22 protein-coding genes and 1 pseudogene are annotated in these 22,251 nt (G+C 51.4%); 5 read left to right on the forward strand and 18 right to left on the reverse strand.

From position 1 onward, the window contains the following. Positions 1 to 21: 21 nt before the first annotated feature. The 18 genes from OM794_RS18025 to OM794_RS18110 form a co-directional block, all read right to left on the reverse strand. A complete protein-coding gene (locus tag OM794_RS18025; protein ID WP_226251267.1) occupies positions 22 to 1,044 on the reverse strand; it encodes a tryptophan--tRNA ligase in 1,023 nt (340 codons plus the stop codon). Between the two features lie 73 nt (positions 1,045 to 1,117). Then, entirely contained in the window at positions 1,118 to 2,911 is a 1,794-nt protein-coding gene (locus OM794_RS18030) for a PilX N-terminal domain-containing pilus assembly protein (protein WP_226251266.1), read from the reverse strand. Beyond that, positions 2,908 to 3,393 (reverse strand): PilW family protein, encoded by a 486-nt coding sequence (locus tag OM794_RS18035; RefSeq protein ID WP_226251265.1) that lies wholly within the window; start codon positions 3,391 to 3,393, stop codon positions 2,908 to 2,910. The genes OM794_RS18030 and OM794_RS18035 overlap by 4 nt, the downstream gene beginning before the upstream one ends. Beyond that, positions 3,393 to 3,821 (reverse strand): prepilin-type N-terminal cleavage/methylation domain-containing protein, encoded by a 429-nt coding sequence (locus OM794_RS18040; protein WP_226251264.1) that lies wholly within the window; start codon positions 3,819 to 3,821, stop codon positions 3,393 to 3,395. Before OM794_RS18040 ends, OM794_RS18035 begins: the two co-directional genes overlap by 1 nt. After that, entirely contained in the window at positions 3,818 to 4,408 is a 591-nt protein-coding gene (locus OM794_RS18045; RefSeq protein WP_226251263.1) for a Tfp pilus assembly protein FimT/FimU, read from the reverse strand. The genes OM794_RS18040 and OM794_RS18045 overlap by 4 nt, the downstream gene beginning before the upstream one ends. Further along, entirely contained in the window at positions 4,395 to 4,790 is a 396-nt protein-coding gene (locus tag OM794_RS18050) for a type IV pilin protein (RefSeq protein WP_319001110.1), read from the reverse strand. Before OM794_RS18050 ends, OM794_RS18045 begins: the two co-directional genes overlap by 14 nt. 81 nt (positions 4,791 to 4,871) lie before the next feature. Then, positions 4,872 to 5,888 carry a 4-hydroxy-3-methylbut-2-enyl diphosphate reductase gene (ispH, locus tag OM794_RS18055; RefSeq protein WP_226251262.1) on the reverse strand — a complete coding sequence of 339 codons (1,017 nt, stop codon included), beginning with the start codon at positions 5,886 to 5,888 and terminating at the stop codon, positions 4,872 to 4,874. Positions 5,889 to 5,957: 69 nt separating this feature from the next. Next, on the reverse strand, positions 5,958 to 6,404 hold the full coding sequence (fkpB, locus tag OM794_RS18060; RefSeq protein WP_088702254.1) for an FKBP-type peptidyl-prolyl cis-trans isomerase: 447 nt from the start codon (positions 6,402 to 6,404) through the stop codon (positions 5,958 to 5,960). A gap of 36 nt (positions 6,405 to 6,440) precedes the next feature. Continuing rightward, positions 6,441 to 6,989: a signal peptidase II gene (gene lspA / locus OM794_RS18065; protein ID WP_226251261.1), complete on the reverse strand. Its 549-nt coding sequence runs from the start codon at positions 6,987 to 6,989 to the stop codon at positions 6,441 to 6,443. Further along, positions 6,982 to 9,813, reverse strand: a complete 2,832-nt coding sequence (gene ileS / locus OM794_RS18070; protein ID WP_226251260.1) for an isoleucine--tRNA ligase — start codon at positions 9,811 to 9,813, stop codon at positions 6,982 to 6,984. The genes lspA and ileS overlap by 8 nt, the downstream gene beginning before the upstream one ends. 6 nt (positions 9,814 to 9,819) lie before the next feature. After that, positions 9,820 to 10,857: a bifunctional riboflavin kinase/FAD synthetase gene (gene ribF, locus OM794_RS18075; protein WP_226251259.1), complete on the reverse strand. Its 1,038-nt coding sequence runs from the start codon at positions 10,855 to 10,857 to the stop codon at positions 9,820 to 9,822. A gap of 64 nt (positions 10,858 to 10,921) precedes the next feature. Further along, the gene (gene murJ / locus OM794_RS18080) at positions 10,922 to 12,505 is read right to left on the reverse strand and encodes a murein biosynthesis integral membrane protein MurJ (RefSeq protein ID WP_265153941.1); all 1,584 of its coding nucleotides are present in this window, start codon (positions 12,503 to 12,505) and stop codon (positions 10,922 to 10,924) included. A gap of 96 nt (positions 12,506 to 12,601) precedes the next feature. Continuing rightward, a complete protein-coding gene (rpsT, locus tag OM794_RS18085) occupies positions 12,602 to 12,868 on the reverse strand; it encodes a 30S ribosomal protein S20 (protein WP_008959243.1) in 267 nt (88 codons plus the stop codon). A gap of 269 nt (positions 12,869 to 13,137) precedes the next feature. Beyond that, positions 13,138 to 13,893, reverse strand: a complete 756-nt coding sequence (locus OM794_RS18090; RefSeq protein WP_226251258.1) for an amino acid ABC transporter ATP-binding protein — start codon at positions 13,891 to 13,893, stop codon at positions 13,138 to 13,140. Beyond that, positions 13,890 to 14,558 (reverse strand): amino acid ABC transporter permease, encoded by a 669-nt coding sequence (locus tag OM794_RS18095; protein WP_226251257.1) that lies wholly within the window; start codon positions 14,556 to 14,558, stop codon positions 13,890 to 13,892. The genes OM794_RS18090 and OM794_RS18095 overlap by 4 nt, the downstream gene beginning before the upstream one ends. Positions 14,559 to 14,652: 94 nt before the next feature. Further along, positions 14,653 to 15,423 (reverse strand): amino acid ABC transporter substrate-binding protein, encoded by a 771-nt coding sequence (locus tag OM794_RS18100; RefSeq protein WP_226251256.1) that lies wholly within the window; start codon positions 15,421 to 15,423, stop codon positions 14,653 to 14,655. A 166-nt stretch (positions 15,424 to 15,589) separates the two neighbouring features. Next, positions 15,590 to 16,267, reverse strand: a complete 678-nt coding sequence (locus OM794_RS18105; protein ID WP_226251255.1) for a hypothetical protein — start codon at positions 16,265 to 16,267, stop codon at positions 15,590 to 15,592. A gap of 783 nt (positions 16,268 to 17,050) precedes the next feature. Next, on the reverse strand, positions 17,051 to 17,524 hold the full coding sequence (locus tag OM794_RS18110; RefSeq protein WP_226251254.1) for a hypothetical protein: 474 nt from the start codon (positions 17,522 to 17,524) through the stop codon (positions 17,051 to 17,053). Between the two features lie 677 nt (positions 17,525 to 18,201). Here OM794_RS18110 and OM794_RS18115 point away from each other — a divergent pair. The 5 genes and pseudogenes from OM794_RS18115 to OM794_RS18135 all read left to right on the forward strand — a co-directional run. Next, positions 18,202 to 18,369, forward strand: a pseudogene (locus tag OM794_RS18115) (IS1380 family transposase); the annotation flags it as partial. 422 nt (positions 18,370 to 18,791) lie between these two features. Next, positions 18,792 to 19,106, forward strand: coding sequence for a hypothetical protein (locus OM794_RS18120; RefSeq protein WP_226251253.1), 315 nt, complete (start codon positions 18,792 to 18,794; stop codon positions 19,104 to 19,106). A gap of 825 nt (positions 19,107 to 19,931) precedes the next feature. After that, entirely contained in the window at positions 19,932 to 20,177 is a 246-nt protein-coding gene (locus OM794_RS18125) for an acyl carrier protein (RefSeq protein ID WP_226251252.1), read from the forward strand. Then, the gene (locus tag OM794_RS18130; RefSeq protein WP_226251251.1) at positions 20,158 to 21,531 is read left to right on the forward strand and encodes an ANL family adenylate-forming protein; all 1,374 of its coding nucleotides are present in this window, start codon (positions 20,158 to 20,160) and stop codon (positions 21,529 to 21,531) included. Before OM794_RS18125 ends, OM794_RS18130 begins: the two co-directional genes overlap by 20 nt. Next, positions 21,521 to 22,249 (forward strand): SDR family NAD(P)-dependent oxidoreductase, encoded by a 729-nt coding sequence (locus OM794_RS18135; protein WP_226251250.1) that lies wholly within the window; start codon positions 21,521 to 21,523, stop codon positions 22,247 to 22,249. The genes OM794_RS18130 and OM794_RS18135 overlap by 11 nt, the downstream gene beginning before the upstream one ends. The last annotated feature ends 2 nt before the right edge of the window (positions 22,250 to 22,251 follow it).

The following is a 22,251-nucleotide window of genomic DNA, read 5'->3' on the forward strand; positions in this document are numbered from 1 at the left end:
TCGTGCAACGTGGCTTAGGGATTAAACAAACCGACCTAAACCAACGGTCGTCCGTAACCGATCCATTGTTACAGCGGCTTCTTCACGGGCACGCTCAGCGCCTTTCTTCAGTACCGCCTCAATATGAGCGGGATCTTCCATCAGTGCGTTATAGCGTTCACGCGGCGCGCTCAAGTGGTCGTTCAAGTACTCAAACACCAGATCCTTAGCCGCGCCCCAACCAATACCGTTCGCGTACTGCTCACGCAGGCTGGCGGTCTCTTCCGCTGTCGCAAAAGCTGAATAGATCTGGTACAGCGTGCAGGTGTCAGGATCCTTGGGCTCACCGGGTTCCAGCGAGTTGGTCTTAATCTTACGCACCAGCTTCTGTAGCTTCTTCTCAGTCACAAACAACGGAATGGTATTGTCGTAGCTTTTGGACATCTTACGCCCATCCAACCCATTCAGTAGCTGTATTTTGTCGTCTACCACGGCCTCAGGCAGGGTAAAGTGCTGACCTTTGTACAAATGATTGAAACGTCCGGCGATATCGCGAGCCATCTCGATATGCTGAATCTGATCACGCCCCACCGGCACTTTATTGGCGTTAAACATTAAAATATCCGCCGCCATCAGCACGGGGTAACCAAACAGCCCCATGGTGATACCTTTATCAGGATCCTGGTTTTCCGCCTCTTCGTTCTCTGCCACTGCTGCTTTGTAGGCATGGGCTCTATTCATCAGGCCTTTGGCACAAACGCAGGAGAGCATCCAAGTCAGCTCAGGGATTTCTGGAATATCCGACTGGCGATAGAAAATCGCATTATCGGTATCCAACCCCATTGCCAGCCAAGTAGCAGCTATTTCCAAGCGAGACGCCTGCACACGCTTAGGATCCGGACACTTGATCAACGCATGGTAGTCGGCTAAAAAATAGAACGACTGTACGTTGGGATCCTGACTTGCCTCAATGGCGGGCTTGATCGCCCCGACGTAGTTACCTAAATGTGGTGTACCGGTCGTAGTAATGCCGGTGAGAACGCGGGTTTTGGCGGTTTGACTCATGTTTTTTCAGACTCTTAGTTTTCAGGCTCTTAGGCAAATGGGACTATCATAACGCGCAGCATAACGAATGGCATCATTGCCACCCCATGAGACGCCAGCCACTACCGTCTCCACCATCCGGCGCACCATTTGATGGCTCTCCAAAAGTTCCCACAAGTAATTCATCGTAAACGATACTACCGCTACCGCTCACACTGACACTTCGCCCTTTTACACTGCCGAAAAAGCCCGAACCCGAATTAACCGAAACATTTGCATAAGGAGCGTACACATTTGCAACCACACGATTACTTGAGCTGAAACTCACCCCGGTGTCTGAACCTGAGTAGCCTGAAAACAGCGAAAAAGTTGCCTTACCGTTGCTGTTAACCGAGTTTGCTGCAGGCATATTAAGCACACTCCCGAAATCCGTTTTACCCGTGACAAAGACCGTCAAGCTGCTGTCGGCATCAATGACCAACCCAGGCCCACCACCTCCCATCGTAAAGTTCCCATCCACTACAATAACCACGTCACCGCCACTGACCCTTAAAGACGGGGAGCTAGTTAGCGTCAGGTTATTTGTTCGGTAGATAATAGCTTGCTCGCCAAAAAGTGTATTTAGCTCGGGTGATGCATGATTAATCCAGCGGTTAACGTTCCAAGTTTGGTCATAGCGCTCCATTTTCTCTGGAGTAAATCGCCACTCCACATTAGGGTAAGCGCCCACCGTTATATCTCCAAGTGAAGTAAGCGTTTCTTGATAGCGAGAAATTTCTTCATTCAATGAGTTGCCAGCAAAGTCGGCTGTATCACAAGGCTGTTCTTCCGCTCTATTTAGAGTTATATCGCTACGTTGAGAGAAATTAGCTCTATTAATGTCATCTATGTGATCAGAGGCAGGGGTTCGTTGAGAAATGATTTCTCCCCCTGCGTAGATGCCCTCACCTACGCTGGCGGACCAGTTACTCAAACGCACATCCCCCATGGCCCTTACGTTGCCGTCTACTCGTGTACTACTGCCAAATATGACATCGCTAAGGCTCTCGGCGTCACCACGTACGCGTCCCCCGCCAGCATTCAGATATATTGTACGGTTAGCCATTATGCTGCCAAATACTTGTGAAGAGCCGCTGAGAGTAACGGAGCCAAGTGCTTCTATGCCGCCATGAATCTTTTCATTACCACCAAGTACCACGTTCGCATTATCAGAGGTGGTGCGAATAAGAGGGATATCGTTCTCAGAAAAACTGCCTGGCTGCCCACTCCAATCGCCTTCGCTTGAACGATAACTGCTGATAGTCGAGCCTCCGCCAGAAGACACCCCTTCACAACCCACTATCGAATGTTGGAAAGGTGCCGGACTTCCGCTGTTACCCTCACCGAAGGCATAAATCAGCCTCGACTGGCCTCGCGCACTTCGTCTCAAGCCATCGTCCTGCGCACTAATGGCAATTTTGTCTTTTTCTAAGCGTTCAAACTCCAATACGAAATTTTTCATCAACGCATTTCGCACCTCGGTTTGCTCCTCTTGGCTTAACTCCTCATAGTTGCTGGGAAGCAGCTGTTTAAAAAAGTCATCTAGCGCATCCACATCAAGCAATTCCTCAAGTTCTCGCCCGCGCAAGCTTTTTATGTCGCCTATGGCAGCAAATTCATCATCATTGAATAGGCTAGAAAGATATTCACTGCGACGCTCCGAATTCTGAAAATCAGCCAGCGATGAAGACGTGCTCTCTGCGGTCATTTGTGCCTGGACAGAGGCGCGATAATTACCCGCCAGCCGCTCATCAATCAACGCACTCTGCATACCCGACATGCCTAACATTAGCGCGCCAGCGAGCAGTGCCATAACAATTACTAACGCTGCGCCTTGCTGCTGTTTCATGACGTAGGCTCTTCTGGTGAGATCGCTTTATTTCGCTCGCTGATGGTAAAGGTAATTTGATCGCACGTGGCATCCACACCTTCTCGGCAATCGCCAATGGGCAACGTGACCAAGTGAGACACACCATCACCACTGGCTTCAGAAAGCGTTGGGCAGGCTGTCGCATCATCCACTTGGGCAAGATCAACGACTGGTTGGCTTTTATCCTCATTCTGCAAAACACAGTAATGACGCGTACCGCTTTCAGAGCTTCGCTCATCTGAGGTGATAGCGTAGTCACCAATCTTTCCTTTGCGACCTGCTTCAGTCAGGGTGCTTACCGCAAAAATTAAGGTCTCTTGCTTACGACTGACCTTGTCAACGGTTTGAAACGTTTGAAAGGTCGTTAAAAAAAGCTGGCCAGACCCCAGAATAATCACCGTGCCAATGGCCATTGCGACCATTAGCTCCACTAGGGTAAACCCGCCTTGGCGCTGTTGCATTATTGCACCTCAAGCCTTGGGAGGCGGAAGGTGTAGTCGAACTCATCATTCTCGTCATCGCCAAGTACCAGAATCACATTAAAGCGGCACTTATCTTCGCCGCTGTCTCTGACGATGCGGCTTTCGCCTTTTTTGGCATTGCGAAGCGGGTTTTGGTCGTTATCCGCGAACCAAGCATCTTTCCACGCGTCCTCAACAGCTGAGCTGTCGATATCTTCACAGGTGTCACCTGGGTTTAGCGTGGTTAACGCCGCCCACAGCCGCTCTTGGGCATCTACGGCAGCGACGCTTGCCAAGGAGCGCTGGTAGCCAGCGTTCGCGCCATGCAGCGCTTTGAGCTGCATGGCGGCAACGCCAATCAGGCCAATCGAGAGAACTACCAACGCGATGAGTGCTTCTATCAAGCTAAAGCCGCGCTGAGCGTTCATGACTCTCTCACTTTCCTGCGAATACTGCCCGTTGTACGAATCACCAGCGTTGCGGGAGTAGCGGATACCTTTCCCCACGTGGTCTGTAGCGTCATTTCGCAGGGTGAGTCAGGACAGCTGGAAATATCGGCGTCACCCAAGCTTTGAAAAGTGATTGATAACGCTTGGGCCGGTGAGACTATATTGGCAGACAGACCTACTCGGAGTATCTCACTCTCACTGCCTGCACCGCTTTGTACTACCCAATAGCACCCTCCCGAATAACGGTAACGGGTACTCTCATCGCTGCCTTCACTCGTATCGTCAGCGATTTCGTTATTTCGACAGGCGTTAGGGCGGCGATTGGTCGTGGCGGTGTCAGGCGGAGAAAAGTTAACGGCTATATCGGTACGCTGCTTGATCGCCTCGCTGCGGGCATAGCTCAAGACCGAGATGATTTCATTGACGTCGCTGGCGAGCTGCTGACGGACAAGGAAGCCAGTAAAAGCGGGAACCGCGATAATAGCGATGATGGAGGCGATCACCAATGTGACTAACAACTCAATCAAGGTAAACCTTTGTTGACGCGTAGAATCACCAACAGGCATTGGGTAACCTTTCGCCATTCGAATTGAGAGTAATATCACCGTCGCAGCCGTCATCTTGATCAGTGCTGGCGGCCAATAAATAGCCGTTGCCGCTAATAGTGACCGCAATCGTGTAGTTGTTTTCAGGAGAGGAGTTGTTGATAGGACAATCGCTATAGGTGTAGCTGCGCGTATAACAGCGCTCAAGCTCGGAAGCGGCCTGCATCAGGCCCGCATGAGCGTCGGTTCGCACTGATTTCTGCACATAGCGGGTATAGCTGGGGTAAGCAAAGGAGGCGACGATGCCAATAATCACCAGCACAATCATCAATTCAATGAGGGTAAAGCCGCGCTGGCCATTCAGCAAAGAACGACCAGGAAAAGAATACGAAACATAGGACACGCGGCTCTGCTCCTGTATTAGTTGGCTCATACCGTTTCAGTATGTCGCAAACTAATACGCATTGCATTACACAGCCTATGCTCAACTGCTGGCAATCACCTTTTCACGTAACTCCTTTGGCATCGAGAAGGTAATGGTCTCTTCACGGCCCTGTAGTTCTTCGGGTAAGTCAGCGCCCATGGTTTGCAGCTTGGCAATCACGCCTTTCACCAACACTTCTGGGGCGCTGGCACCTGCAGTTACCCCCACGCGGGCTACATTTTCAAGCCAATGCGGATCGATCTGGTCAGCATTATCGATCAAGTGAGCAGGCGTACCCATTCTTTCCGAAAGCTCTCGCAGCCGGTTGGAGTTAGAGCTATTGGGGCTGCCCACCACCAGCAGTAAATCACTCTGAGCGGCTAGCTCGCGCACCGCATCCTGGCGGTTCTGCGTGGCGTAGCAAATGTCGTCATTGCGCGGCCCCTGGATGTCAGAAAACTTCTCGCGCAGCGCATCGATCACCTTGGCGGTATCATCCATCGACAGCGTGGTTTGGGTTACAAAGGCCAGCTTTGAGGGGTCATTTACCTCCAGCTTGGCGACGTCTTGTTCATCCTCTACCAGGTAGATACGCCCGCCGTGAGAGGTGTCGTAACGCCCCATGGTACCTTCGACTTCCGGGTGGCCTTCATGGCCGATTAAAATGCACTCCTGGCCACGTTTGGCGTAGCGCAATACTTCCAGGTGCACTTTCGTGACCAGCGGGCAGGTAGCATCGAATACCTTCAACCCACGCCGCTCAGCATCAGCTTGCACCGCACGGGAGACGCCATGGGCGGAGAAAATCACAATAACGTCGTCCGGCACTTCATCCAGCTCTTCAACAAACACGGCCCCTCGGGCACGCAGGGTTTCGACCACAAAGCGGTTGTGGACAACCTCGTGCCGCACATAGATGGGCGGGCCAAATACATCCAGCGCGCGATTAACGATATCGATGGCGCGATCCACGCCGGCACAGAAGCCACGCGGATTAGCCAGTTTGATTTGAATAGGCTGTGCTTGCTGCGCGTTTGCTGACTGCGTACTTGTTGACTGAGTACTGGGTAAATTCATAGTAGTGCCTTGATGCCCGAGGCATCTGCTTAGTAAGTTCGATCGCCGCCCACACATGGTAGGCTGAGCTTAGTGAGTGGTCACCGGCTTGACCTCCAACACTTCCACCTCAAAGGTGAGCGTGCGACCTGCTAACGGGTGATTGAAGTCCACTTCAATGCGATCACCGTCAATGGTTTTGACCACGCCTGGCAATTCCGTTCCCGCTTTGTCGGCAAACGACATCACCATACCAATTTCTGGCGCTTCATCGCCAAAATCGGCGCGTTTCAGGGTCTGAATATTTTGCGGGTTATGCTGTCCGAACGCATGCTCTGGGGTTATCTGGAACGTCCCCTCCTGCCCCGCGGCCAACCCTTTAATAGGATGTTCAAAACCAGGCGGCAGGTTACCATCACCAAACTCGAAGGTGGCGGGCGCCTTATCTTTGGTGGAGTCCACCAAAGTGCCATCTTCCAGCTTTAAGGTGAAGTGCAGCGTCACTTCCATGCCTTCATCGATCTGGTAGTCGCTCATCGCAGTTCTCAATAGTCAGTTGTTCTCAACGTTCGATTAATGGGAAGCGTTGGCTGCTTTTTTGCGCCGCCGCTCACCCATAATGGATTCCCAGATTAACGCGACCGCGCCCAGGGTAATCGCAATATCTGCCACGTTAAACGCTGGGTAGTACCAACCGGCAACGTGAAACGATAAAAAGTCGACCACATAGCCATGCACCAGGCGGTCGTAAAGATTTCCCAACGCACCGCCAATAATTAACGGCAGCGCTATCGCCAGCAGTTTTTCGTCGTTTTTAATCCGTGCAAGCCACATCGTCAGCGCCACGCTGGCACCTACGGCAATCAAGGCGAAGAACCAGCGCTGCCAGCCGGGATGCGTGGCTAAAAAGCTGAACGCCGCGCCGGTATTGTGCAACAGAGTCAAATTAAAGAACGGCAGCACCTCTACCGGCTGTGCATACCCCAGTTGGCTACTGGCTATGTACTTGGTGGCAAGATCCAAGGCAATCACCGCCACTGCCAACCATAGCCAGCGCAACGGCCGCTGCATTTTCGGCCGCACGTTTTTATCGGTATCACTAGGCGTGTTGTTATCAAGCATAGTAACGAATCTCGCCACTGCCTTCGGGGAGATTGCTGATACAGCGACCACACAGATCCGGGTGATCAACATGAGTACCAACATCCGGGCGGTGGTGCCAGCAGCGCTCACACTTGGTGTTGTCGCTGGCTTTAACTGCGACTTTCAAGCTATCCAGCTCAGTCGCTTCTGCATCACTCGCAGCAGCCAGGGGCTTAAGCGTCACTTCACTGGTTAGCATCACAAAGCGCAGTTCATCGCCCAGTTTGGCCAGCGTCGCCTGCAGCTCGTCGCTAACATACAGCGTGACCTCGGCGGCCAAACTGCCTTTAATGACTTTGGCATTACGGGCGTCTTCCAGGCACTTGTTGACCGAGTGCTTGACCTCCAGCACCTGCTCCCAGAAGGCACGACCCAGCTCAGCGTTGTCGTCCAGACTGCCAAGGCCAGTGTAGTAGGTCTCCAGCAACACGCTGTCACCGCGCTTACCGGGGATATTCTCGTGAATCTCCTCAGCGGTGAAGGAGAGGATCGGTGCGATCCAGCGGCTCAGCGCTTCCACCACATGGTAGAGCGCGGTTTGCGCACTGCGCCGCGCCAGCGAGTCGGTTTGCGTGGTGTACTGGCGATCCTTGATGACATCTAGGTAGAAGCCACCCAGCTCACGGGCACAGAAACCGTGCACTTGCTGATAAACATCCAGGAAGCGGTACTCTTCGTAGGCTTTTTCGATCCGCGCCTGTAGTTGGTGAGCACGATCTACCACCCACTGATCCAGCGCCAGCATATCGCCAAACGCTACTTGGTTTTTCTCTGGATCAAACCCGTTAAGGTTCGAAAGCAGGAAGCGCGCGGTGTTACGAATCCGCCGATACACATCGGAGGTGCGCTTCAAAATCTCATCAGAGACGGCCATTTCGCCGGAGTAATCGGTGGAGGCGACCCATAGGCGCAGAATATCGCCACCCAGCTTGTCCATCACTTCCTGAGGCGCGACCACGTTGCCCAGCGACTTGGACTGCTTGCGGCCCTGGGAGTCGACAGTAAAGCCGTGGGTCAGCAACTGACGGTATGGTGGATGCCCGTCAATCGCCGAGCCGGTGAGCAGCGACGAGTGGAACCAGCCGCGGTGCTGATCGGAACCTTCCAGGTAGAGATCCGCCCGCGGGCCGTTTTCGTGGCCATGGGGGTGCGAGCCGCGCAGCACGTGGCGGTGGGTGGTGCCGGAGTCGAACCAGACATCCAGGGTGTCGGTGACTTTATCGTAATCCGCTGCTTCCGCGCCCAACAGCTCTGCCGGGTCGAGTTTGAACCAGGCGTCGATGCCCTCTTGCTCAACCCGCTTGGCCGCCTCTTCCATCAGCCCAACGGTGCGCGGGTGCAGCTCGCCGGTTTGCTTGTGCAAGAAGAACGGAATCGGCACGCCCCAGTTACGCTGACGGGAGATACACCAGTCTGGACGATTGGCGATCATGCTATGTAGGCGCGCCTGGCCCCAGGCAGGCGTAAACGCCGTGGCCTCGATGCCTTCAAGAGCACGTTCACGCAGGGTTTTGCCGTCTTTGCCTTTAATATCCATGCCCACAAACCACTGCGCCGTAGCACGGTAGATCACCGGCGTTTTGTGGCGCCAGCAGTGCATGTAGCTATGTTTGATCGGGATATGCGCCATCAGCGCACCCACTTCGCGCAGTTTTTCGACGATATGCGGGTTGGCTTTCCAAATCATCTGACCGCCAAAGAACGGTAGGTCGTCAACGTAAACGCCATTTCCCTGCACCGGGTTGAGCATGTCGTCAAACTCCATGCCATGTTCGCGGCAGGTAATGAAGTCATCCATGCCGTATGAGGGTGCAGAGTGAACGATACCGGTACTGCCCACTTCAGACTCGACGTACTCCGCCAGATAGACAGGTGAGAGGCGATCATAGAAGGGGTGGCGGAAATTGATCAGATCAAGGTTTTTGCCCTGGGTCGTGGCAATGACTTCGCCCTGCAAGTCAAAGCGCTCCAGGCAGCTCTCCACTAACTCTTCAGCCAGCAGCAGCAGACGCTCACCGGTATCGACCAGCGCATAGGTAAATTCGGGGTGGACGTTAAGCGCCTGGTTAGCGGGAATGGTCCAGGGCGTGGTCGTCCAGATGACCACGGCGGCGGGCTTCGCCAATTCGGTCAAGCCAAACGCAGCGGCAAGCTTGTCCGCCTCTTCTACCGGGAAGGCAACATCGATGGCGTCGGACTTCTTATCAGCGTACTCAACTTCGGCTTCCGCCAGCGCCGAGCCACAGTCAAAGCACCAGTTAACCGGCTTCAAGCCTTTAAACACGTAACCCGCGTCGACCATCTCGGCTAAGGCACGCATTTCACCCGCTTCGTTGGCGAAGTTCATGGTGCGGTAGGGATGATCCCAGTCGCCAATAATACCGAGCCGCACAAAGTCGGCCAGCTGTGTTTCTACTTGCGCACCCGCATACTCCCGGCATAGCTCACGGGCGTGCTCGGGCGCTAGGTGTTTGCCGTGGGTGGTTTCCACCTTGTGCTCAATGGGCAGGCCGTGGCAATCCCAACCCGGTACGTAGGGTGCATCGAAACCAGCCAAGTTTTTTGACTTAACGATAATATCTTTAAGAATTTTATTAACGGCGTGACCAATATGGATGCTGCCATTGGCGTAGGGAGGGCCATCGTGCAGCACAAACAGCGGCGCGCCCGCACGCGCTTCGCGCAGGCGCTGGTAAATGTTCATATCCTGCCACTTGGAAACCCGCCCAGGCTCCTGCTTCGGAAGCATGCCGCGCATGGGGAAATCAGTTTCAGGCAAATTCAGCGTGTGCTTGTAATCCATGGTCTGTCAGCCGTTGTCAGTATCGACGGCGTCATCCGCCGAAGAAGAATCATAAGAAATCGTATCACGCCCAAGCGGGGCCGAGGCCAGCGGAAGAGAGTAGTCTTCCTTACCCTCCATCGCCGCAAAATAGCGGCGAGCGCGGGCCTGGTCACGCTCAATTTGCGCTTTCAGCGCTTCAAGGCCGTCAAATTTCACTTCGCCCCGCAGGCGTGCGCAGGGAAACACAGTCATGCGTTGGCCGTAGAGGTCAGCGTTAAAATCCAGCAGGTGCACCTCCAGCGTTGGCCGCTCCGACCCTACCGTGGGACGGAAGCCCACATTTGCCACCGCCGGGTAACGCTGGCCATCGTCTAGCTCAGCCACTACTGCGAAGACACCCCGCAGCGTTAACGGTTGAGGCATCAACGGCAAATTGGCAGTCGGTACACCAATGGTGCGCCCCAACTGCTGGTCGCGCACCACGCGGCCATGTAACGAATAGGCGCGGCCCAGCAAACGCGCAGCGGCAGAAAAATTACCGCTCGCCAGCAACGTACGCACCCGCGAACTGGAAACCCGCTCGTCATCCACGGTAAAGGTGCGGGTGTGCTCGACGCCGAAGCCCTGCTCCAGCCCGACCTCCGCCAGCAGCGCAAAATCACCGCGGCGATCACAGCCAAAGCGGAAATCATCGCCCACCACCAAGTGCTTAACGCCTAACCCATCAATCAACACCTGATCGATAAACTCGCGACCGGTGAGGCTGCGCAGAGCATCGTTAAACGGCAGAACCAGCACTTGCTCGGCGCCAAAATCGCGTAGTAACCGCACCTTCTCGCGCAGCCGGGTTAACCGCGGTGGCGCTTGCTCACCGGCAAAAAACTCCCGCGGCTGGGGCTCGAAAACGACCACTGTCAGCGGCACACTCCAGCGTGCTGCATGTTCACGGCACTGCTGCAGAATGGCTTGATGACCGCGATGCACACCATCGAAATTACCGATGGTGGCAACGCAGCCTCGATGAGCCGCTTTCAAATTGTGCAGACCTCGAATGACGCGCATGGCACCTCAGCCGTTGGAGGACATAAAGCCTCTGATTATAACGAACACGCCCGGCGGGGTGCAGTTACGATTGCATTTTAAAATGACGAACGCGCAAACCCAGTGCCGCCAGCCACGCAAAATAGAGCGAGCCGCCCAGTATGACTAACCCAGTGACCCAGCTTATCCGCTGCCAAAGCCCAAAGGTAAGCCACGCCTGCCAGTCGGGCGCTACAAAGTAGAGTGCCGCACACATCAATCCACTACCACCTATCAGTTGCACCGAATAGCGCTTCCAACCCGGCTGAAAGACCAATACTTGCTGCTTATAGAGCAGGTAGCCCAGCAAGCCCGCGTTTAAGAACGCAGAAAGCGCGGTGGCTAACGCCAACCCGGCATGTGCCAGTGGCCAAATCAGCAGTATGTTAAACACCATATTAGCGACCATGGCGATAATGCCTACCTTCACCGGGGTTTTGGTGTCTTGGCGAGCAAAAAAGCCCGGCGCCAATACTTTGATCAACATGAAGGCTACCAAACCGAAGGCATAAGCGCGCAGGCTCATCGCGGCCATCTGGATGTCGTTATCGGTCATCGCCCCGTAATGGAACAGCGTGATCAATAGCGGCTCAGCCAATACTGCCAGCGCCAGCGCTGCGGGTAAGCCTAACAGCAATACAATACGGATAGCCCAATCGAGCATCGCCGCAAAGTGCTCTTTGGATTGGTCGGCATGGCGTTTAGAGAGCGCGGGCAGAATCACCGTCCCAATGGCCACCCCGAACACGCCCAGGGGTAGCTCGACCAAACGATCGGAGTAGTAGAGCCACGACACGCTGCCCGCTGCCAGCAGTGACGCCAAAACGGTATCCAGCAGTAGGTTAATTTGCGATACCGATACCCCAAATAGCGCAGGCCCCATAAGCTTTAGTATGCGCCGCACGCCCTCATGGGCAAAATTAGGCCAGGGTGTGGGCATCAAGCCCAAGCGCAGTAAAAACGGCACCTGAAAAACCAACTGGGCGGCCCCGGCGATCAGAACACCCCAAGCCAGCGCCATGGCGGGCTCTTCCATTAGCGGCATTAAAAAAAGCGCCGCACCAATCAGCGAAAGATTCAGCAGCACCGGGGTAAACGCGGGTACCGCAAAGCGGTTCCAAGTATTCAGTACGCTGCCAGAAAACGCGGTGAGCGAGATCAGCAATAAATAGGGAAATGTTAAGCGCAGCATGTCTGCGGTCAGCGCCAGCTTTTCCGGGTCACTGCCAAAACCGGGGGCAAACACCCAAATCAGCCACGGCGCGCACAACATGGCCACGGCGGTCATCAACGCCAGCACCGCCGTTAAGCTACCTGCAGTGGCATTCAGCAGTGCGCGTATCTCCTTCCGGCTGCGCTGGGTGGAGTACTCTGAAAGTACCGGCACAAAGGCTTGATTGAAGGCCCCCTCGGCAAACAGACGGCGCAGAAAATTGGGAATTTTAAACGCCACAAAGAACGCATCGGCGCCATCCCCTGCCCCCAGCAAGGTTGCAACGACAACATCGCGCGCCAGCCCCATCACCCTCGACAGCATGGTCATGGCACTCACCACAAGGCCCGAGCGCATTAGCCCACGACGGGCTATTGCGGTATCAAGGGAGGTATTGGGTGCTTTCTTCGCCGTCATAAGCTATCCAGAAAAGGCCATCCAAAGAAACCATCCAAAGAGAATATCCAGACACAAAAAACCGGCCGCAGCCGGTTTTTTATGGCGCCTGCCGACTTACGCCGCCAGTGCCTTAATACGCTTGTTCAAACGGCTCTTCAGGCGAGCTGCTTTCTTCTTAGACAGCACGTCTTTGTCTGCAATACGGTCAACGACCGGTTGCATTGCCTTGAACTCTTCCATTGCCTTGGCGTGGTCGCCGGTGCTGATCGCTTTCACTACACGCTTGATGTAGGTGCGAACCATGCTGCGCTGGCTGGATTTCAGGACACGACGGTTCTCGGCCTGGCGGGCGCGCTTGCGAGCTTGCTTGCTGTTCGCCACAGGGTATCTCCTTGGAGAATAAAGGTTGCCGATAAAACGGCAACGAAATTAAATATGTATTCGTCGGCTGCGCTGTCACAGCACGACGTTTCCGCAACAACCAATTGATTTGGCAGGCGTATCATCCTACCAAAATGTGCAGCAGGCAGTCTAAATAAGCTGCCCGCCCACGGGTCTTGTCTGAGAGGATGGCGTAGTCTATCACGCGCCAGGCCCGCTTGCTAGCAGTTGTCAATGAGTGCAAGGTGCTCAATGGCTCTCGGCCTGCCTTAGGGCACCGCCTGCCCCGTGGGCGCTAAAATTTTGCGCAAGAAGTGTCGCGTTCGCTCGTCTTTTGGTGCGGTGAACAGCTCCTCAGGCGGGGCTTGCTCGACGATACCGCCGTCGTCCATAAAGACCACTTGATCGGCTACTTCCCGAGCAAACTGCATCTCGTGGGTGACCACGATCATCGTTTGGCGTTCTACTGCTAATTGCTTCATCAGGCTCAGCACCTCCTCGACCCACTGAGGATCAAGGGATGAGGTCGGTTCATCAAACAGAATCACATCAGCGTTGGCCGCCATCGCCCGGCCGATTCCCACCCGCTGCTGCTGGCCGCCGGAGAGTGACGCCGGATAAGCATCCGCTTTATCCGCCAAGCCAATGCGTTCGAGAATCTCTCTAGCGCGGGCATGGGCCTTGGCTTTGGGCATTTTGTCCACCACGATCATACCCTCGCTGATATTCTCCAGCGCAGTTTTGTTAGCGAACAAGCCGTAGTTCTGAAACACAAACGCAGTACGCCGACGCAGCGCGAGAATATCTGCCCGGCTGGCCTTCTGGGTATCGACACTCAGATCCCCTACCTGCAAACGGCCTGCATCAGGACGTTCGAGGAAGTTAATACACCGCAAAAGCGTCGATTTACCTGTGCCGGAAGGGCCGATGATGACAATGATCTCGCCTTGGGCAAGGCTCAAGTCGATATCTTGAAACACCGTATGGCCATTAAAATGCTTGGTAATGCCTTGCAGCGAAATCATCGTTGATAGGCCTTATTCAGGTAAATTTCTAACCGACGCTGCCCCCAGGAGAGTATTTCAACGATCACCCAGTAAATCAGCGCCACCAGCAAGAATGCCTCCAAGTAAAGGAAACTGCCCGCAGCCTCTTTTTGGGTAGCGCCCATCAACTCAGTCACCCCAAGCGTAAAGGCCAGTGAGGTCGCCTTGATCATGTCGATGAAATAGTTCATCAGCGTCGGCGTTGCCACGCGGGTCGCCTGGGGCAGAATGATACGCCGCATCAGTTGCGACTGGGTCATCCCGATGGAGAGCGCGGCTTCTGTCTGACTACGGTCAATACCCACAATAGCAGCGCGGATAGACTCGGCCATGTAGGCAGAGAAGTGCAACGTTAGCCCTAACACAGCGGCAGTCACCCCGTTAATGGAAATGAGCGCATTAATCAGCTGGGGCAGGCCGTAATAAAACAAAAAGAGCTGTACCAACAGCGGCGTGCCGCGAAAAAAAGAGATAAACAGCAGCGCCACGCCATTCAACACAGGTACTTGCGACACACGCACCACAGCTAACAGGCAGGCGATTATCAGCGCAAAGAACATGGCAATTGTCGCCATCTGAATTGTGAGCGGCAGATAGCGCAGCAAAACCGGCAACAGCCCCCACATATACTCAAGGTTAAGCATGGTCAATCAACATGGTAATAAAGCATAGCCAAATTGCGGATAAGCAAACGGCCGTGGCAATGCCACGGCCGCCTGAAGCGAATAGTTCCAACGGTTACGGCTGAGTGATATCAGTAGCGAACCACTTTTCGGATATCTCACTCAGCTCACCGCTTTCACGAAGCTCAGTAAGGGCTGCATCAACGCGGTCACGCTGCTCACGGCCCGCCTCGTCATCACGAAACGGCAGCGCATTCTCAATGGTCGAGAACGGCTGGCCAGCCAGTTCCAATGGTAGGCCTTTCTCTTTAATGACCTGCGTAGCACTGACGCGATCCATGACAAATGCCTCAACACGGCCTAGTGCCACATCCTGCTCGATGTTGGACTCGTAGGTGCGAATATCGATTTCATCTGCGTTCGGTTGTTCACGCAGTAGCTGCTCGTAGTTCGAGCCCAGATTAACCGCAACGCTTTTGCCGGATAAATCCTCCACACCTTGAACAGTATCATTACCCGCCCGCACCACGACCTGAGCACCGTCGTAAACGTAAGGCGAAGTGAACACATACTTCGCTTCACGCTCCGGGGTGATCGTAATCTGGTTAGCAATGGTATCGATACGCCCAGACTCCAGCATCCCCGCCAAGCCCGAGAAGCTCGCGGTAACAAACTCAATGTCATCACCGGTGATCTCACCCACGGCGTTCATAACATCAACTTCAAAGCCTTTTAGCTCGTCTTGCTCCACAAACGTAAAAGGGAAATAACCACCGGACATACCGACCCGAAGTGTATCGGCTTGGGCAGAGGCGGCTAACAACCCACTAGCAACGCTCAACGAAAGGGCGGCCAGGGTTAGGTTAAGCTTACGGGGTAGTGGCATGAGTCTGTTTCCTCGTTGGTCGGTAGTGCGACAATACGAATAACCACACAAATAGTCATGAGGCATCAATGGAGACTATTTTAATCCTATGAAAAAAAGCATACAAAAGAATATTAAAATTAATTTTTATTCTCTTATTGAATATCAGCCACAGAGAGGCCTCTGGCTACTTCTGCCGGATGGCCAGGAACGTTTTTGGGGTAGCAATTTGGCGCTCGGCATCCAGCACGCTTCCGCCTAACGCAGCCAACTCCTGTGTAAACGTCACGAGCTTCTCCAACTGCACCTTATCAAACCCGCGCCTGCGCTTGGTCTTTTTGAGGATCACGCTCACGCCCCCAATTAAGTGCTCATCTTGCTGGAAGGCCTCTGGGGAGGGCATTACACCAGGCGGGTAGGCATTGGCAATCCGCAATGGGTTTTGCGGAGTAACACCTGGCACGCTGTAAACCTGGAATGCGGCATCATAGTGAGCTTCCCATTTCTGCAGGCACGAAAGCAGCTTTTTGTTGAGTGCAACATCCGGCTGGTCAAACATCACAAACAGCACATGAGTGCTCTCTTCTACCGCGACAGGTGCCACCTCCTCTACGCTATCTTCGCTCTCGGGTAACGTAGAGGAGGTATTCATCTGTTTAGCAACAGCAGGAGGCTCAGCGGGAATTTCACTGCTCTCATCGGCTGGCACTGCCTGCCCAAGCCTTAGCCACTCTCCGCCACGCCACATTCCCCCTTCAAGTACACCTCTGCCCCCTAATAGAAAATACATGTAAATGACCAGGCTGTTGAAACTCAACCAGCCTGCAGCAATCGCTAAGGTTACCGCTAGTTTTTGCGGATCCATGGGGTGTCTTCCCGCCCAATGATGAACGTAAAATTTGGGCACCCGCAAAGTGGCGAGTGCCGAAGATAACTATTCATTATCGAGCAAACGCCGGGAAGATCAATTTTAGTGGGCTAAGTCATTAGTGGTAGAGGCCGTAGAAGCAGCAATGACCTCATCGACAAACTCATTAATCCAGCAGCGAAAGAACGCTTTGGGGATTCTGATTTGCCTAAGCGAGCATCGAAACGCCTGCTTGCTGCAAACTCTGTGCGCGCCTCATATTAAATACCTCACATGGTCAGGATGAGCCCTCCAATAAGCGCCCCTATCAGTTGCTTCCCATCTTGAGTGAATATCTGAATGTCGTCATCCAAACCTAAAGAGTTGATTTTCAGTGCGATGTTAGTCGCACCGGCTGATATGTAAGCCAGCGAGACTGCGCAGGAGATAAATCTTTCAGAAATAGGGCCAAGAAGCTCAGTATATGTGATGCCCCACCTAGCTTAATCAGCAAAGGGCACAGCTCAACGGGCGTGAGTGGTGTCCTTACCAAACGCCTCTGTACAGAATGCCACTACACTTTCTCAGCCCCGACAAAGAAATCCAAACGATGGGGTGGCACGGAAGTATCTAGGTACTGATTTTTAAAGACCCAGGGCGTTCCCAAGCTCAAGACGAGAGTCAGAATCTGAGTTCCGTCCATGCCATACCTACGGCTGCTGGGGAGATCATATTCTGATCCAGCTAAGGAAACGAATTCTACACCCAGCGTCGAAGAGCAAAAAAACAACATCGAAGTAATTAATCATCATCCTTCAAAATATTATTGATTACTAATGAAAGAAGCCTAGCACCATCCCCGCTTGGCATGAGGTGGGCAAAATCTCCAAAATAACTATCCACAAAACCTTCATCGTTGTAAAAATTGATTATCGGAACATCATAATCCAAATTAAACTCATTTTTCAGCTCTAAAAGACCAGAAAAGATACTTCCAAAATCTTTGCCAACTGCCTTTCTATAATCAGATCTCACAGGTGGAATCACTACATAAACCTTATGTCCCATTCTCTGAGATAATGAAATTATTTTTGCTAAATAAAGATTAAAATCCTTACTAGCATTATGCTTCATATGAGCTGACGAGCGAATATCGACGCCTATATTTTCAGATAAAAACCCTTTCCCAGTTGTCAAAAAACCTCTTTCTCCATTAATTTCAACGTCGTAATCGTTAAAATGACCTTTTATCTTACTAGCTGACTCAACTAGCACTTCGTCATCATAAGTAAAGCCGAGATCAAAAAGTTCATTAACAGCTACAGAAATTTCTTTTTCACTATTACTTCTCTCTAAAGAAAACCCAGAGGAAAAAACTGAGTAAAAAACAACTACATTTTTTTAAATTTGGCAAAGTGTTACACACGTAACTATAAAGCCCAAAAGAGTGCTTCAAATCTAAAGACCTATAGCAAAGATTAAACGAATTATCACAATAACGAGGATCAAAGCCAAAATCACCATGAGAGGAACCGACAACAATAGTTTCAATGGTATCTTTTTCTCTTTTCAACATCGTCCTTTTTGCTGCGAGAGTTCGTATTGCTTTATTTAAAAGCGGCGACAATTTAATCTCCAACTCACACCTCTTAAATTCAGTCGGTTGTTAACAACAAAACACACAAGAACAATTATAATAAAAATTATCATTAATAACATAATTTCTTAACAGGACAGAAACATACAAAATCTTTCAAAAAAACACATAACCCGAAGACCTGTCAACATTACTACGATTAAAAAAAGCATCTCTTTAAATCTTAACAGATGCGCTATAACTTATCATCTATACTATCTAGTCCGAATTTCTCACTGGGTATAAACGAAAGAAGTTGAAGGTGTTAAAATTTCAGGGCCTCACACCAAAAATAACACCAACAGCCGCTTCTAAAATGGTGCCTGAAAAACTGGCCTTCTCGCCACTCTCCCGCCGCAAAATTAAAGCTGATTTCTCCAGGGCTCACATTACCTCCAACGCCGAATTACTCCTGCTTTGCGAAATCGATACACAATATCGCCTGATGCGTCGTTTGGCATCGGTGCTTCGTAATCGATCCAATAACCACATCTAGACAGTGATTGCTCAGACCAGTAATGTTTCTTTGCCACTGCAGGACAGTAGCGTGTTGAGGTCATCGTTGTTGAGAGTCAGCAGCGTCTCCAAGATGTGGTGTAAGTAGTCTTAGGGCCAGAGGCCATTGGCTTTGGCGGTTTCGATCAGGCTGCAGATCGCCACGCTGGACTGATCGCAACTCCACCCACTGTCGGCCTTGTTGTCCGGCTAGCGATATCACCTTATTCTAGAGAGCGTAAAGCAGCCGTACTAAAAAAGTTATTGCCACCCCAGAATCGCAGTGTGGTATTGGTCACCACTGAAGAAGTCATCTCTATCACGACGCTGTATAGTTGGCTAAAACAGTATCGAGAAAAAGGAGTACCTGTGGCTGGGTTATAACCCAAAGCCACAACGAGTGATCGCCTGATGCCAAGCTTGCTGTGGTCATCGAAACCGTCACCCTGTCAGAAACAAAGCTTAGTGCTTACTGCCGCGAAAAAGCCTTTATCTCAAGCAGCACCAGGAGAGGAAAGCCGCTTACCTACAGGGCGCTGGCAATCAAGAAGACCAAGCAAAAACGGTACAAGACAACGTAAAGAAGACCGTAAAATGATCAAACGGCTCAAAGCAGAAGGACGCCGCAAAGACAGAGTCTTGGCGGAAACGACATCATTGCCGGTGCTTTCAAAAAGCTCGACACCTGTTACGACAAAAACCCAAACGGCGGTAGAGGAAGTCTGACGCCTCTTGAGAAACGTGCAAGGCTTATTGGCTTGCTTGAAGCAGCGGTAAAAGTGGGGGGCGCTTCACGCTATAAAGCAGCGGCGATGATAGACATGAGCGAGCACGTGCTGAAACGCTGGCGTTCAGGATGTGGAGTGGTGGTGAGGATCAGCTTTCACACAATGCACAAGGCAGTCAGCCACATCAGTTGACTCAAGAGGAGGAACAGTCCATTTTGAGCGCCTGTAATCGCCCCGAGTATCAGAGCCTGCCGCTGTCTCACCTAACTCGGAAGCGTTGTTCCTCACCGTCAAGTATTCGCCCACAAAGAGCTTTGCATCGCTAAGCGCGGTAAGTGACGGCTTCTGAGCGGCATCGAGGTGTCGACTGAGAACGTCTTGAGCACCGCAAAGCGGTTTACAAACGGGCTAAGCGCCGACCTACACAACACTGGTCGGGCAACACCCGAAACGGGGAGATGCTCGTTTCGATATGGCCCAATCCTGGAAAAGTGCACGAAATTGGGCGTAATAAACAGGCTGCTTAGAGGCAGCCATTTGGACAACTGGGTTGAAAATCAACCCGAGCTAACATCGAGTACATTATTTTTACCTTGCTGGAACGTGATAACGCTTAGAAAGTCGTGATGAATACCAATATCATCCGTCAAGAGCTCACAAAGCAGCTGCACGCAACAGACCTATTAACGTATGCTCAGGTCTTTGACACACAGAATTAGCTAAAAGTGGCATCATCAGCGCGAAATATTTTATTATCTCACTTAAACAGCCAGTGCAAGCCTAAGAAATAGTCCTTTAAAAGCTATCAAACAAGGAGCAATGTGTGAAAAACACTATTCAAAGAATTTTTCTAGAAGTTTTTCAGCGAGAAGCCAGGGGTAAGACACCTCCAGCTATCAATGACGATTTGATACTTTTAGAATCAGGGCTTGATAGCCTTGGTTTTGCTATCCTTGTTGTAGAGCTAGAAGACCAACTTGGTTATGACCCATTTTCGATAGCAGATGAAGCTTTCTATCCACAGACCTTTGGCGAGTTCGTAGAATTCTATGAAAAACACAAGCCTTAAATCCCATCTTGAGGTTGTGACTGCGGCCAGTCCTGAACGTATTGCGATATATACGCCACATAAAAAAATCAGTTATTTGGATATCTGCGATATCACGTGGGATCATAGCGGCAGCGCGGTTGTTGTTTATTGTAAAGACATTGTTGATCAGGCTCGAATGCTGATTGCTTTAGACGGTACAGCATCTTCTATTTGTCCAATCAGCACACGAATGTCCAAAACGGATATTTCGAGCATTTTAAACCAACATAGCTTTTCACATGTCGTAACTGACCTACCTATTGAAGAGACAGCATTATTTACTGAGAAGGGTCTTACAATTGTTAGCACTTCAGAACCGAAGCCAGCAGCAACTGATGAGAAACCAGTAGAGTGGATTAAAACAACGTGGCTTGTGCCAACATCGGGGACGACTGCATCTCCGAAGTTAGTTCTGCATTCACTGGATACACTCGCTCGAATGGCTCTAAAAACAACTCAGACAGAATCTATGCCACACGTCTGGGCACTATTTTACGATGTTACGCGCTTTGCTGGTTACCAAGTTTTCTTTCAAGCATTGCTTGGCGGTCATACCCTAGTCGTGCCTGACCTAACAGCGCCGATGAATGAGTGTGTAAAATTTTGCTTACTTACTGGCGTAACTCATATATCTGCTACAGCTACCCTATGGCGAAAAATTTTGATGTGTCCTGGTAGTGAAAAACTCAATTTGCAGCAGATCACTTTAGGCGGTGAAGCAGCAGATGAGACAATACTAGTCGCACTAAATAAAAGTTTTCCTAGAGCACGTATTACTCATGTCTATGCCTCAACAGAAGCAGGTGTAGGGATATCTGTCAGTGACGGTAAGGCTGGCTTTCCTCTTTCATTTTTAGATGACAATGCTGCCGTAGTGCAGAGTACTATACGTGATGACCACTTATTTTTACGCTCTCGCGGCGCTGGCCAACGTTATGCTGGTGAGCAAAGCTTATCTAACGAGGAGGGCTGGATAAACACTGGCGACTTAGTAAGTGTAGAGGGAGACCGTTTTTACATTGTAGGAAGAGCAAGTGGGGTGTTAAATATTGGGGGGGACAAGGTAATACCAGAGCAAGTGAGGCACGTTCTTCTTGAGCACGAAAACATTTTAGAAGCACATGTATACGGAAAGAAAAACCCCTTCACTGGCACGTTAGTTGTAGCTGATATCAAACTACGTGATAGCTTGGATGAAAGTGAATCCAGAGTAGACATTGAAAATTTTATAACTGAAAAACTCGCACCATATCAGCGTCCTAAAGTTATTCGATTTATTGATGAAATCAAAACAAATTTAACGGGAAAAATGGTACAAAAAAATGAACACTGATCGTCAAGATACAGTAGTCGTTACAGGCGCTGCAAAAGGGCTTGGTTTAGCTATATCAAAGGAACTGGTTGCAGCCGGCTATAATGTCATTGGAATCGGACGTAACGTTACGCAAGAGTTTAATACGCTGCCTAGTGAACGCAGCCATTTCATTGAATTTGACCTCACGCAGATCGGAGAAATTCATGGACTGGTAAACGATATTATGGATTTAATAGGCCAAGCCCCATACGGGCTGGTAAATAATGCTGGAACTGGCCTTGATGGCTTACTTGCCACTCAGCACGCATCTGATATTTCGCGTGTATTAGCGCTCAACTTGGAAGCACCGATCACATTGACAAAATATATGGTTCGGCAGATGATGAAAGTAAGACGTGGACGAATTGTTAATATATCATCAATAATTGCGCAGACTGGCTTTAGCGGCTTATCCGTTTATGGCGCAACTAAAGCAGGTTTAGAAGGGTTTACACGTTCTTTATCACGAGAAGTGGGCCGTGCAGGCATCACTGTAAATTGTGTAGCGCCTGGTTACATGATGACAGATATGACGCAAGGGTTAGCAGGGTCAAAGCTTGAGTCAGTCAAGCGTCGCGCGCCACTTGGTTTGCCAGATCCTTTACATGCGGCTCATGCTGTTCGATATTTGCTTGAACCCGGCGCGGAAAAAACCACTGGCACAATATTAACAGTCGATGGCGGCAGTACTGCATAATT

Origin of the sequence: Halomonas sp. BDJS001 (assembly GCF_026104355.1) — a bacterium.
In the GTDB taxonomy this organism is placed as follows: Bacteria; Pseudomonadota; Gammaproteobacteria; order Pseudomonadales; family Halomonadaceae; genus Vreelandella.